Source organism: Candidatus Moraniibacteriota bacterium, assembly GCA_035390125.1.
GTDB lineage: Bacteria > Patescibacteriota > Minisyncoccia > Moranbacterales > GWC2-37-73 > DAOOTD01.
The window spans coordinates 242958-256848 of sequence record DAOOTD010000001.1 but is presented as its reverse complement, the minus strand read 5'-3'; the positions used below and the strand labels follow the sequence as shown (position 1 = coordinate 256848).

Annotated in this window: 15 protein-coding genes and 1 other RNA gene; 15 read left to right on the top strand and 1 reads right to left on the bottom strand. The window is 32.9% G+C overall.

Features of this window, described 5'->3' with window-relative positions:
* The first annotated feature begins 80 nt into the window (after positions 1-80).
* From uppS to PLR68_01225, 13 genes are all read left to right on the top strand, one after another.
* A complete protein-coding gene (gene uppS, locus PLR68_01285) occupies positions 81-797 on the top strand; it encodes a polyprenyl diphosphate synthase (protein HOW60377.1) in 717 nt (238 codons plus the stop codon).
* A gap of 129 nt (positions 798-926) precedes the next feature.
* Entirely contained in the window at positions 927-1244 is a 318-nt protein-coding gene (trxA, locus tag PLR68_01280; protein HOW60376.1) for a thioredoxin, read from the top strand.
* 122 nt (positions 1245-1366) lie between these two features.
* Positions 1367-2293: an FAD-dependent oxidoreductase gene (locus PLR68_01275; protein HOW60375.1), complete on the top strand. Its 927-nt coding sequence runs from the start codon at positions 1367-1369 to the stop codon at positions 2291-2293.
* A 90-nt stretch (positions 2294-2383) separates the two neighbouring features.
* Positions 2384-2827, top strand: a complete 444-nt coding sequence (locus PLR68_01270; GenBank protein HOW60374.1) for a secondary thiamine-phosphate synthase enzyme YjbQ — start codon at positions 2384-2386, stop codon at positions 2825-2827.
* A gap of 52 nt (positions 2828-2879) precedes the next feature.
* A complete protein-coding gene (gene pcm / locus PLR68_01265; GenBank protein ID HOW60373.1) occupies positions 2880-3506 on the top strand; it encodes a protein-L-isoaspartate O-methyltransferase in 627 nt (208 codons plus the stop codon).
* Positions 3507-3518: 12 nt separating this feature from the next.
* Positions 3519-4535 carry an endolytic transglycosylase MltG gene (gene mltG, locus PLR68_01260; GenBank protein ID HOW60372.1) on the top strand — a complete coding sequence of 339 codons (1017 nt, stop codon included), beginning with the start codon at positions 3519-3521 and terminating at the stop codon, positions 4533-4535.
* Positions 4536-4662: 127 nt separating this feature from the next.
* Positions 4663-5748: a rod shape-determining protein gene (locus tag PLR68_01255; GenBank protein HOW60371.1), complete on the top strand. Its 1086-nt coding sequence runs from the start codon at positions 4663-4665 to the stop codon at positions 5746-5748.
* A gap of 14 nt (positions 5749-5762) precedes the next feature.
* Positions 5763-6572, top strand: a complete 810-nt coding sequence (gene mreC / locus PLR68_01250; GenBank protein ID HOW60370.1) for a rod shape-determining protein MreC — start codon at positions 5763-5765, stop codon at positions 6570-6572.
* Positions 6573-6574: 2 nt separating this feature from the next.
* On the top strand, positions 6575-7090 hold the full coding sequence (gene mreD / locus PLR68_01245) for a rod shape-determining protein MreD (protein ID HOW60369.1): 516 nt from the start codon (positions 6575-6577) through the stop codon (positions 7088-7090).
* Between the two features lie 2 nt (positions 7091-7092).
* Entirely contained in the window at positions 7093-8976 is a 1884-nt protein-coding gene (gene mrdA, locus PLR68_01240; protein ID HOW60368.1) for a penicillin-binding protein 2, read from the top strand.
* Between the two features lie 144 nt (positions 8977-9120).
* Positions 9121-9473, top strand: an RNA gene (gene rnpB, locus PLR68_01235) — RNase P RNA component class A.
* Between the two features lie 22 nt (positions 9474-9495).
* Complete coding sequence (locus tag PLR68_01230; GenBank protein HOW60367.1) at positions 9496-10911, top strand: sugar transferase; 1416 nt, start codon at positions 9496-9498, stop codon at positions 10909-10911.
* A 158-nt stretch (positions 10912-11069) separates the two neighbouring features.
* A complete protein-coding gene (locus PLR68_01225) occupies positions 11070-11405 on the top strand; it encodes a KH domain-containing protein (GenBank protein HOW60366.1) in 336 nt (111 codons plus the stop codon).
* 77 nt (positions 11406-11482) lie between these two features.
* Here the strand turns inward: PLR68_01225 and PLR68_01220 are convergent, their stop codons facing one another.
* The gene (locus PLR68_01220; protein HOW60365.1) at positions 11483-11914 is read right to left on the bottom strand and encodes a hypothetical protein; all 432 of its coding nucleotides are present in this window, start codon (positions 11912-11914) and stop codon (positions 11483-11485) included.
* Positions 11915-12049: 135 nt separating this feature from the next.
* Here PLR68_01220 and trmD point away from each other — a divergent pair, with 135 nt between their 5' ends.
* Both trmD and ftsW read left to right on the top strand, forming a co-directional pair.
* On the top strand, positions 12050-12727 hold the full coding sequence (gene trmD / locus PLR68_01215) for a tRNA (guanosine(37)-N1)-methyltransferase TrmD (protein ID HOW60364.1): 678 nt from the start codon (positions 12050-12052) through the stop codon (positions 12725-12727).
* Positions 12679-13818 (top strand): putative lipid II flippase FtsW, encoded by a 1140-nt coding sequence (gene ftsW / locus PLR68_01210; GenBank protein ID HOW60363.1) that lies wholly within the window; start codon positions 12679-12681, stop codon positions 13816-13818. The genes trmD and ftsW overlap by 49 nt, the downstream gene beginning before the upstream one ends.
* Positions 13819-13891 lie beyond the last annotated feature (73 nt).

The window sequence follows — 13891 nt, the reverse complement described above, 5'->3', positions numbered from 1 at the left end:
ATATTATAATCATGGTATAATTTAAAAGTTGATGAAACTTTTTTAATTTAACCAAAAAAGTAATTTTTTATAGTATCGCAATGCTAAATAATGGAAAAAATAGTTTACCAAATCATGTTGTTATTATTCCTGATGGAAACCGCCGTTGGGCGAAAGAACACGGCCTTAAACCTTGGAAAGGGCATGAAGCTGGAGCAGAAAATACTGAAAAACTTTTGCGCAAGGCCCTTGATCTTGGGATAAAATGTTTTTCTGTTTGGGGTTCATCTCTGGAAAACCTCAAAAAGCGTCCAATAGAAGAAAGCCGGGAATTATTGCGCATTTATGAAGAGCATTTTACTAAGTTGCTCAAAAGTGAAGATATTCATAAACATCAGGTAAAAATAAATTTTATTGGCCATTGGGAAGAACAGTTTCCGGATTCTTTGAAAAAAGTTTTATATGATTGCCTTGAAGCGACTAAAAACTATTCCCAGAATGTTCTTAATTTTTTTCTGGCTTACAGTGGTGATGATGAAATGGCTAGTGCTATAAAACAGATTATTAATAAGGAGATTCCAGCAGAAGCTATCTCTGCAGATACGATAAAGGAAAATCTTATGACCAAATCTTTGCCGGCTGTTGATTTTATGATTCGTACTGGCGGTGAGCCTCATTTAAGTGCCGGTTTTATGATGTGGGACACCGCTAATGCTCAGCTTTATTTTTCAGAAAAATATTATCCTGATTTTGGAATAGAAGAGTTCGAAATAGCTATCAATGATTTCCTGAGTCGCGGCAGAAGGTTGGGTAAATAAATAAAGATAATTTTTTATTAATGCTAATAATTGTTAGTTATTTATAAAAGGACATTAATATAATAATTAATAAAAATAAGCAGGGTGATCTTTTTCATGAAGGTTATCAAGGCTTATCATTTAAGTTATATGGCTATAGAATTTACTGATGAAAATTTTGAACAGGAGGTTATAAAAAACGACAAGGTGACTTTAGTTGACTTTTGGGCGTCCTGGTGCGGACCTTGTCAGATAATGGGACCAATTATAGATGAACTAGCCAAGGAGATGGAAGGAAAAATTAGAATAGGCAAATGTAATGTGGATGAAAACGGAGAAGCTGCTTCAAAGTTTGAAGTTATGTCTATTCCTTCTCTTAAAATATTCAAAAACGGAAAAATTATAAAAGAATTTTCGGGCGTGCAAAATAAAGAAATACTCAAGAAAGAGCTGGAAAGTTTAATGTAAAAGAGGAAAATTTTTAAAAATAGCCTTGGATTTTTCCGAGGCTTTTTAAAATTTTGTTTAAAAACATATTTATACTATAATTACTAAACAATGATAAATATTAAAAAAGGCAATATAAAATTATGTACGATCTTATTATTATCGGCGCAGGTCCAGCAGGGCTAGGAGCTTCTATCTATGCATCTCGTTATAAAATTAAACATCTTGTTATAGGAGCTGAAATCGGAGGACAGATTACAAAAGCTTGGCAGATAGAAAATTATCCTGGTTTTGAATCAATTTCAGGACAGGAATTAACAGAACGCTTTAAAAAACAAGCAACAGCTCTGGGAGGAGAAATAATATCTGCGACAGTGGAAAACATTGATAATGTTCCTGGCGGGTTTGCTGTTTTTATTGGCGAAGACAAAAAATATGAATGCAAATCCATTATATTTGCGCTTGGTATGAATCCAAGAAAGCTTGATATTGAAAATGAAGAAAAATTTATTGGCAGAGGTATTTCCTATTGTGCAATCTGTGATGCAATGTTTTTCAAAAATAAAGATGTGGCTGTCATAGGTGGAGGCGACAGCGCAGCCACGGCCTCGCTTCATCTGGCTGAATTTGCGAATTCCGTACATCTTTTATACAAAGAAGGGACAAAATGTTTTGAACCAGCTTGGGAAGAAAAAATAAAGAGTAACGAAAAAATAAAAGAAGAATCTTTCAGCGAGATTGAAAAGATATTGGGAGATGAAAAAGTTTCTGGACTATCATATACAACAAAAAATGGAGAAAAAAAAGAAATCGAGACGCAGGGTATTTTTATAGAAATAGGTTCTGCGCCTGGGGTTGTAGTTGCTAAGGAATTAGGGGTTAAAACTGATGAACATGATTATATAATTGTAAAATCTGATCAGAGCACAAATCTTGAACATGTTTATGCAGCAGGAGATGTCACAACAGGTTCAAATAAATTTCGCCAAATTGCTACAGCAGTAGCTGAAGGTGCAGTTGCAGCTGGAAGTGTTTATAAAAAAATGAAACTTACTGAAAATAAAAGTTAATCACATTTGTATAAAACAATAATTGTAGTAAAATAAAAATGAAATATACGACAAAAATAAGTAATTTTTTAAATTAATATAAAAAAATTTATGGAAAAAATATACAAACAAAAAATTGATCTGGAAAGCAAAAGCCAAGTAGAATTTTTTGATTTAACTGAACAAATTCAAAAAATTATCGATGATTCAAGAGTCCGAGAGGGATGTGCGATTGTTTTTGCTCCGCATACTACTATGGGCATTGTTATTAATCATAACGAACCTATGCTTATGCAGGATTTCATGAAGGTATTATATAAACTTGCTCCAGTTGATGACCAATATTCGCATGATTTATTTGAGTTGCGTAAGGCTTCGCATTCAGACGGCAGGAGTAATGGACACTCGCATTGCAAATCATTTTTAACAGGAGTTAGTCAGACAATTCCTATCGAAAGAGGCAAACTTACAATTGGTAAAAATCAAAGTATTTTTGCGGTTGAATTCGATGGTTCTAGAAAGCGCGATGTTATAGTGCAAGTAATAGGAATATAGTTAAATACATATTTTAAAATCTCATAATTTTAAAAAATTATTAGAAATTTCTATGAGTCGCCTTGTTAATGATTTAATAAAAAACGGATACTTGCGCAATGATGATATTATTGATGCCTTTTCTAATGTGCACAGGATTGAGTTTGTTCCAGAAGACCTTTCTTCTCAGTCGGATGCAAACATACCTTTGCCCATAGGATGCGGACAGACAATATCTCAGCCACTGACAGTTGCTTTCATGCTTGAACTTTTAGATCCGAAACGCGGACAAAACATATTGGATGTTGGAAGTGGTTCAGGCTGGACAACAGGACTTTTAGCCCATATTGTGGGAGAAAAAGGGAGGGTGACGGCAATGGAAAAAATAAAAGATTTATGCGAAATTGGGAAGAAGAATATTAATAAATTTGGTTTCATTAAAAAAGGAATAGCGGAGGTTTACTGTGAATCGGCAAAAAATGGATTTGAAAAAAATGCTCCTTATGACAGGATTCTGGTTAGTGCTTCAGTTGATGAAATTCCCCCAGTATTTGAAAAACAATTATCCATAGGAGGTAAGATGGTTATTCCAGTAAGGAATTCAGTTTGGTATGTTGAAAAGAGGGGGGAAGATGATATTTATATAGAAAAATATCCGGGTTTTTCTTTTGTACCATTTATTTATGACGAAAATAATTAATAAACAAACTAAATGAGATTAGGAAAAAAAATAATCATAATATTTATCATTGCTGTAGCCATTATAGGAACTTTTTTTTATATTTATAATCAAATATATTTTTCTCATGGAACAAGAAATTCAAATAAAATATTTAATATAGAAAAAGGGGAAGGTAATACTGCTATAGCAAAAAATCTTAAATCAGAAGGAATTATTTCCAATAAAATATATTTCTGGCTCTATCTTAAGTCGCATAATCTAATGAACAAAATTTATCCAGGAGCATATTTATTAAGTGGAAATCTTACAATTCCAGAAGTTGCTACTTTAATAACTAATCCGCAGAAGGCCTTCGTGAGCGTAACCTTTCCTGAGGGTTGGACAGCAAAACAAATGGCCAATCGCTTGGACGAAAAAGGTTTTAATGGAAAAGCTTTTTTAAACTTAGTAAATGATCCTCCTAAAGATATCATTTCCCAGTTTTCTATTTTTTCAGATAAACCTGAAAGCGCTTCGCTGGAAGGATATCTTTTTCCTGACACTTATAATTTTTCAAAAGATGCTACTCCAGAAGGTATTTTAAAAAAGATTTTAAATAATACCGAATTAAAAATGAATGATGATATAAAAAATGAAATCGCTATTCAAAAAAAATCTATCTTTCAAATATTGACCATGGCAAGTATAATAGAAAAAGAAGTCAGCACAATTGAAGATTTCAAAATAGTTTCAGGCATATTTTGGAAAAGAATTGCCGATGGTCGTAATCTTCAGTCTTGTGCCACTCTAGCCTATATTTTAGGTGTAAATAAGGCTCAATATACATATGAAGATACACAAGTTGAATCGCCATACAATACCTATAAATACAAGGGTTTGCCTCCAGGTCCTATATCTAATCCTGGCATAAATACTATACATGCAACTCTTAATCCCGAAAAGACAAATTATAATTATTTCTTAACTGATCCAAAAAATCCAAAAAATACAGTTTATTCAGCCACTTTTGAACAGCATGTTGCTAATAAACTTAAATTTGGTTTATAGCTTCATTTTTTGACATTAAGGTTAGCTTGCCTTATTATAAAATAAGGTAAAAACAAAAAACACAATAAGTTTAAAAGCAAATATTTCCTTTAGGAAAGCCTTTTTGTGTTATTTAAATAAATATATTATGGGGGAAAAAGTAAAAAACATATTTCAACGTATTTTTGGGAATTTTTTCAATAACATATCTCGTGATATAGGTATTGATTTAGGAACCGCCAACACACTTGTTTATCTTAAGGGCAAGGGAATTGTAATTAATGAACCATCAGTAGTTGCAATCAATAAGCGTACCGGGCAGGTTCTTGCAATTGGAAGAGAAGCTAAACGTATGGTTGGAAAAACGCCAGGTCATATTGTTGCAACAAGGCCACTTGTAGATGGAGTTGTTAGCGATTTTGAAGTAACAACACAGATGCTTAAATATTTTGTTGAAAAGATAAACAAAGATTCTTTTTCTTTTTCACCGCGCCCGCGAATATTAATTGGTATTCCTTCATGCATTACGGAAGTTGAAAAAAAAGCTGTAGTCGATGCTGCTTTAAATGCGGGAGCCCGTGAAGCATTTCTTATAGAAGAGCCAATGGCTGCTGCAATAGGAGCTCGTCTTCCAGTTACAGATGCAAGAGGAAATATGGTTGTTGATATTGGTGGTGGAACATCAGAAATTGCCGTAATTTCCCTAGGCGGAGTGGTAAGTGCTAGAAGCCTAAGAGTAGCAGGTGATGAAATGAATGAAGATATTATACGTTATTGCCGCGATGAATTTAATTTACTAATAGGTGAAAAAACAGCTGAAGATATAAAGATTGCCGTTGGAAGTGCCTATCCACCTAAAGAGTCTTTAAAAATTTCAGTGCGTGGACGTGATTTAGTCAGTGGATTGCCTAAAGAAGCTATTATTAATGATGAACAAATCAGAGAAGCAATTTCACGTTCAATAAGAATCATAATTAATAATATTAAAACAGTTATTGAAGAAACACCTCCAGAATTGCTTTCTGATATAATGCAGAGAGGAATTATTTTAGCTGGCGGTGGAAGCTTGATACGTGGCTTGGATAAATTGGTTGCAAATCAGACTGAAATGCCAGTAAGAATGATGGAGGATCCCCTAACTGCAGTTGTTCGTGGTGTCGGCATAGTTCTTGAAGATATAGAAACACTTAAAGATGTTCTGGTGGAGGATCAAAGAGAAAAATCGTTCAAATAAAAATTATAAAATAAATGCAGAAATTTATTCATACTAAATTTTTCAAAATTATTATAATTGCAGCATTATTTTTGCTGCTTATTTTTTTAAATCCTTCTGATATTTTTAAACCTGTTCGCTCTGGTTTTTTAGCCTCACTAAAACCTTTTCAAAAGTTTTTCTATTCATTTTCTGTTGGAATTAATAACATTAAGGAATTTATCATATCAATAGATCAACTTAAAAGCGAAAATGAACAACTTATCAGGGATAATCAAGTACTTTTATTTGAAAATGCATCAATTAGTGATATAAAAAATGAAAATACAACACTTCGCGAACAATTAAATCTGATTCCACGTGACAAATATGATTTATCCGCTGCTTTTATAGTTAGCTATGATCCAAGTGGCACCGGCAATTGGCTGGAGATTGATAAAGGAAGCGAAGATGGAATTTTTCCAGGGATGCCAGTAATTGTTTCTAAAGGAATTATAATAGGGCGTATATATGAAGTTAATAGAAAAAGTTCACAGGTAATGCTCCTGACTAATCCTAAAAGCACTGTAAATATAATAGACGTTGAAAGCGGTGCCAAAGGGGTTGCAAAAGGAGAATACGGACTTGGAATTATATTCGATATGGTGCTTCAAACAGATTCTATTAGTATAGGTGATAGTGTAATTACGTCTGGCATTGGCGGCGAAATTCCACGCGGACTTTATGTCGGGACTATTCAAGAAATACATCAATCCGAAGACCATCTTTTTCAACAAGCTGTGCTAACAGCTCCGCTTCAAATTTCAAATATACGCATGGTTTTTGTTATTAAAAACAATAAATAATAATGAAAAAAAAGCTTATTTATTTGTTAATTTTTTTTATAGCAATAGTAATTCAAACCAGTATATTGCCGGTTATTTTAGGGTCAAATTTTAATGGAGATATAGTATTAATGTTAGTGCTGGTGCTATCTGTAATTGATGGATTTTTTGCATTCCTAGGCTGGTCTATAATTCTCGGTATATTATATGATTTAGCTTCTTATTCAGTAATAGGAGAACACGCTTTAATATTCTCATTAGTTGTTTATTTTGTGAGTTTTTTTTCCAGACGCTTGTCCCTGGAGGTTAAAGGAATAGGGTGGGTATTGCTGTTCATGTTTGTTATCATTGCCACTCTTCTTTCTAAAAGTATAATAGCTTTAATAACAGTCTGGAATTTTCAAGATCTTCATTTATATTGGAAAATATTCGGCAGTCTGAAACATATAGCTTTTCAGATTATGTCTAATTCGATATTGTTTTTGTTTTTATTTTTTCTGATTAAAAAAATCAAAGAATTCTTTAAATTAGAAAAATAATTATGCCAAAACGTAAACGTAGTATTATAAAGTTTTTTTCCGGGATGGAGATTGAAGATTATGTGCTTACGGCTACAGAAAAAGAAGCTGCCAGAATGGAAAAACCTTTTGAGAAAAAATGGTTTACTGTTTTTTGGTGGATTATTTTAATTGCTTTCGGAGCTCTTTTTTGCAGGATATTTTTTTTGACAGTAATAAGAGGAGCTTATTACAAAGATGTTTCTAAAGGCAATAGCATTCGATCAGTTGTTATACAAGCATCAAGGGGAAGAATTTTTGACAGAAGTGGCAATGCTTTAGTTAGTAATATCCCAAGTATCGATGCTGTTATTATACCAGCCGACATTCCAAAAGATAAACAAAAAATAAAAGAAATAGCGAATATTGTTTCAGATGTTTTAAAAATGGACGAAAATGAAATTCGAACAAAATTAGAAAATAGTGTTTCAAATTCTCTCAATGCTGTTTTACTTAAAGAACACATTTCTCAAGATGAATCTCTTGTTTTGCTTGAAAAAAATAATTCTATTCCAGGTGTCAGTATTGAAAAAACAGCGATTCGTTCATATATGGATGGTTCAATATTTTCTCATATCTTGGGATATGAAGGAAAAATTGAAAAAAAAGAACTCGAAAAAGAACAAGGATATTCACTTACTGATTATATTGGTAAACATGGCATAGAGAAGTCGTACGAACAATTTTTAAGGGGTACTCGTGGCGCTAATCAAATGGAGGTTGATTCAATGGGAAATATAAAGCGGGAATTAGGAATAATAAATCCAAATCCTGGGAGTGATTTAGTATTAAGCATTGATGCTAATTTGCAAAAAAAAATATATGACAGTCTTAATGATATCTTGGAAAAAACAAAAACAAAAACTGCTGCAGCAGTTGCGATAAATCCACAAAATGGAGAAGTGTTAGCTATGATAAGTATACCAAGTTATGACAATAATTTATTTGCTCAAAAAATATCAGAAACCGATTATTCAAAATTAATAAATAATTCAAATAAGCCACTTTTTAATCGTGCAATATCCGGTGAATATCCTCCTGGTTCTACAATAAAACCTGTAATTGCTACAGCTGCTTTATCTGAAGGCATTATAACCCCCTCAACAATTATAAGTGGTTTAGGTGGAGTGCTCAAAATAGGCAATTATTCCTTTGGTGATTGGAAGGCGCATGCTCCAAGCGATGTACGCAAAGCTATTGCTGAAAGTAATGATATATTTTTTTATACTATCGGAGGTGGTTATGGTAAAATTGAAGGGCTTGGCATGAACAGAATGAAAAAATGGTATAACTTATATGGATTTGGCCAATTATCGGGCATAGATATAGGGGGAGAATCTAGTGGGCTTATTCCAGATGAACAATGGAAACAGAATAAAATTGGGGAAAAATGGTCTATTGGTAATAGCTATCATGCTGCTATAGGTCAGGGATATATAACAGCAACTCCTCTTCAGCTTGCTAATTATACATCAACCATAGCGAATGGTGGTACGCTTTTTAAACCTCATATAGTTTCTCAAATAAAAAAAGGTGATGAAATATTGACTTTAATACAGCCACAAGTTATTCGTTCGAATTTTGTTTCTCCTGATATAATAAATGTTATTAGAGAAGGTATGCGCCAGGTTGTGACAGAAGGAACAGCACAGTCGCTCAAGGATCTTCCAGTTGATATTGCGGGAAAAACTGGTACAGCACAATTTGGGTCAAATAATCAAACGCATGGTTGGTTTATATCATTTGCACCATATAATAATCCTCAGATTGCAATGGTAGTACTTGTTGAAGGGGGCGGAGAAGGACATTCTAGCGCTTTACCAGTTACTAAAGAGGTTTATGAATGGTATTTTAAGGAAAAATATTAATTAAAAATGAAAATATTGCTTTAAATAAGCCATAATATAGCATTAGAAGTGATCAATGAAACTTGACAAAATAGTATTTTTTATATAAAGTTGATTAGTCACATTATGCTATAATATATAGAGTTCTTTGAGATTATAATTTATCAAGGCATTGAGATAATCGCTCTAATTTTTTATTAGAGAGGAAAGTCCGGACATTCACCTGTCACTTATAAATGACAGGTAGCGGGGTAGCGGGTAACTCCCGTCGAAAGTAATTTTAGAGGTGCGAGCAGAGACGATTTAATTCGAAAGAATTAAATTATCCTATTGAAAAAATAGGGTAAGTTCTTATAGTAATATAAGAGGTGAAACGGCTAAAACCTTACCCGGATGCAAGACCGTATCTAGCACTCCCCTAGGAAGTACTGGAAGTGTCGCTTAATTTCCAATAGCAATATCGGAAATAGATAAATGATTATCCTTGACAGAATCCGGCTTATGAGATGCCTTGATAAATTTTAAACTTAAAGAATAAAAATGAAAAAACGCAGTGAATTGTTTTTCAGTGCAATACAGGTTCCAATGGATATAGCCATGATAATATTGGCAGCGCTTAGTGCTTTTGCCATTCGTGATATTCCCCAAATCATTGCGCTTCAGCCAAAACTTTATAATTTTCCATTTAGGAGCTACATTATTGTTGTGATTATGATAGTTCCTTTTTTTATTTTAATTTATGCTCTTGAGGGGTTATATGACTTGAAAGTGACTCGTAAATTTGGAAGAGAATCCTTAAAGGTTTTTTCTGCTACATCTATAGGTCTAGTCGCTATCATTGTGAGTATATTTTTAAAAAGAGAGTGGTTTTCTTCTCGTTTTATAATTTTAGCGGGATGGGTTTTGGCAACGGTATATGTGATAATTGGAAGGTCAATGTTGCGTGAAATACAAAAATTGTTCTTTAGATACAAAGGTATAGGTGTTCACAGACTTCTTCTTATAGGCAATAACGACAAGATTGAACTTATTAAAAAAGCCATAAGAAACAATCTATATTCAGGTTATAAAATTGTTTCCAATATAGATTCAGCCAGTATTCACAGAATTAAAGAGATAAGGAACAAGTTAGGAGTTGATGAAATAATAACGTGTGATGCATCTATAACTGATTCAGAACAGGAAAAGCTTATAGACTATTGTGCAATAAATAATATCGCCTATAAGTTTATGCCAACAACCCTACAAACGGCGAAATTTGAAGCCAGTATTTTTAATGGAGAACCAATTATAGAAGTTAAGCATACTCCGTTAGATGGCTGGGGCAAAATATTAAAACGCACTTTTGATATTATCGGATCGATTTTGCTTATTATTCTTTTTTCTCCAATTATGCTAGTTGTTGCTGCTGCTGTTTGGATGGAAACTGGACGGCCGATAATTTATAAAAATGAACGTGTCGGCAATGATGGCAGAAAATTTTTTGCCTATAAATTCCGTTATATGAAGTGGGAATATTGTGTCACTAAAGAAAATAAAAAAATCGAAGAGGCTTTAAGATATGAAAAGGAATTAATAGAAAAACATAGTTTACGTCATGGTCCTTTGTATAAAATAAAAAATGATCCTCGCAAAACCAGGGTGGGTAATTTTATAGAAAAATATTCAATAGATGAATTACCTCAATTCTTCAATGTTTTAAAAGGGGAAATGAGTATTGTTGGTCCAAGACCACACCAGAAAAGAGAAGTTGAAAAGTATAATGAATATCACAGGCGCTTACTTACTATAAAACCGGGAGTTACGGGTATGGCGCAGATATCAGGACGTAGCGATTTGCAATTTGAAGATGAGTATAAGTTAGATGTTTATTATATAGAAAATTGGTCACTATGGCTTGATATACAAATATGCTTAAAAACGGTAACAGTTTTATTTAAAAGAAGGAAAAATTAGTTCAAACTATCTTTACTTATTTGTTTTATTTTTAGCGTGATTGACAAAAACAAAAAATCAGATTATAATTTTAGCTAGAAAGATAGAATAGAAATGGTTTGGTCAACTATTTCATGAATCTTTCTTATTATTAATCAGTAATTAAAGAAAGCATAATTATGACAGACAAAAGAGCTACTGATCAGGAGTTTTTGGAGTTTGCTGTAAAAGCACTCGTTGATAATCCTGATGATGTAAAGGTTGAAAGAAAAATTGATGAAATGGGCGTCCTGATATCACTGGATGTAAATCCCGCTGATATGGGAATGGTAATTGGCCGCGAAGGCCAGACAGCCAAGGCTCTCCGCACAATTTTGAGAGTTATCGGAGCAAGGAACAATGCACGCGTAAATCTTAAGATTAATGAACCGGAAGGTTCAAATCGCGGTGAAAGACCAGCTAAAACATCAGATGAACCCAAGAAAAGCATCGATGATGTTTTAGGAAATATGTAATTTGTTCAAAAATTCTTTATATAATAAAAACCCCAGTTTTTTGCTGGGGTTTTTGCTATTTTTAATTTTATTGAATTTTAGTGTTTCTGAGCAGCTCCTGATATTAAACCATCCATCAAATATTTATCAGCTTCTTTGGGTTCCCGTTCAGATAATACTAGTTTAAAATTCATATTCCTTAAAGAGTTCATGTAAAAAGTATTATCTTCGAACTTTTTTTTCATATTTTTTAATTCCCCAAGTACAACATCAATGTTGTTTCTTGGTATCAAATGATATTTTTCTGTTATTCCTTTTAATTCCTCTGGACTGTAGTCTGGATCAAAGTTACTAAGAAGTCTAATAGCTTGTTCAATTTCTTCTAGTAATTGTGTTCTCATTGAATCACACACATGAAATTCTTTTGTTAAAGGTTCTTGTTCTTTTCCATTTTTATCACCATGAAGATTTAACGGTTCCTCTGGTAATCGAGACCCTTTTTCTAAGGATGAAAATATGTTTCCTGTCATATAATTTATTTTTTTAATAATTAATTATCTGAAATAAGGATAATATAAAAAAAAATATTTAGCAACTGTAACTGGGGTTTTTGTTTTCCCAAAAATATGATAAAATGGCCATAGTTAAGCTAAAAAGGAAATCATATGCAATTTGATATTATCACAATTTTCCCTAGGATTTTTGATTCGTATTTCAATGAGTCAATCCTCAAGCGTGCGCGGAAAAATGGCTTAATAGATATTAACATTCATAATTTACGTGACTATACGACTGACAAACGCAAAACTGTGGATGATACGCCTTATGGCGGAGGAGCCGGAATGGTGCTTAAGATTGAATCAATATATAAATGTGTTCAATCTTTAAAATCAAAAATCAGGAGTCGAAAGTTAAAAGTAAGGATTGTTTTATTTTCCGCTAAGGGTAAAAAATATACACAAAAAGATGCTAAAAGGCTTTCAAAATACGATCAACTTATTTTTATTTGTGGAAGATATGAAGGAGTTGATGAAAGGGTAGCTAAATATATTGCCGATGAAGAAATTTCTATAGGAGATTACGTTCTGACTGGCGGCGAAATCCCAGCTATGATTGTAGCAGATTCCGTTTCTAGGATAATTCCTGGGGTTCTAGGCAACAACGAAAGCACAAAAATAGAATCACATTCAAAAGAAGGCTATCTTGAATTTCCACAATATACAAAACCAGAAATTTTTAATAAGTGGAAAGTGCCAAAAATTTTATTATCCGGAAATCACAAGGAAATAGAAAAATGGAGAAAGAAAAATTCAAAACAAAAATTATGTATGAAAAGTCAGTAGATAAAACATTGCTTACCGTTGTGCTCATCCTGCTGGCTTTCGGGCTGGTTATGATTGCCAGTGCAGGAGTTATTTATTCCGAAACGCGTTTTGCTGACGAATATTATTTTTTTAAACACCAGTTATTTTTTGGTGTTATTCCTGGAATTATAGCCCTATATACTTTTTCTAAGATAGATTATCATTTTTGGAAAAAAGTTTCCGTGCCTTTATTTTTTATTTCATTAGTATTTCTTATTTTGGTTTTTGTTCCTGGGATTGGAACAAAAATATATGGTGCCAGTCGCTGGATTCAGCTTGGTTCATTTTCATTTCAACCTTCAGAAATGGCAAAACTTTCCATAATAATCTACTTAGCTGCCTGGCTTGAAAGCAGAGGAGTTCACAGAATAAAAGATTTTCTTGAAGGATTTCTGCCTTTTTTAGGAATTATGGCATTTATAGGATTTTTAATTATAAAGCAGCCAGATATAGGAACTTTAGGTGTAATTTTACTTACCTCTATTTCAATTTTTTTTATATCTGGAGCTAGCCTGAAGCATATTTTTTCAATGGGCATACTAGGATTTTTTTTGCTTTGGATACTTGTTAAAATTGAACCTTATCGTTTCAATCGTATAGCAACTTTTCTTGACAGAGGTTTTGATCCGCAAGGAATTGGATATCAAATCAATCAAGCTTTATTAGCTATAGGATCGGGAGGTCTTTTGGGAGTCGGCTTAGGCCATAGCCGGCAAAAATTTAACTATTTACCAGAACCAGTAGGTGATTCAATTTTTGCCATAATAGGAGAAGAATTAGGAATTATCGGAGCCGTAACCCTTGTTGTTTTGATAGTTTTGCTAGCTTTACGTGGCATAAAAATCGCAAAGAATTCGCCAGACATGTTTGGAAGATTATTGGCAACAGGCGTAATAATGTGGATAGCTTTTCAGGCTTTCATTAACATAAGTGCTAATATAGCGTTGGTTCCACTCACAGGCGTTCCTCTTCCATTTGTAAGTTATGGCGGAACATCACTTATTTTTTTAATGTCAGCCGTAGGAATTTTGCTTAACATTTCAAAACATTTGAATATTAACTGCAAGTAAACTAATTAAAGAAGTAGATTTTTTAGCATCATATTGCTATAATATAATTAATAACGATGCTTTTTATAAGCAA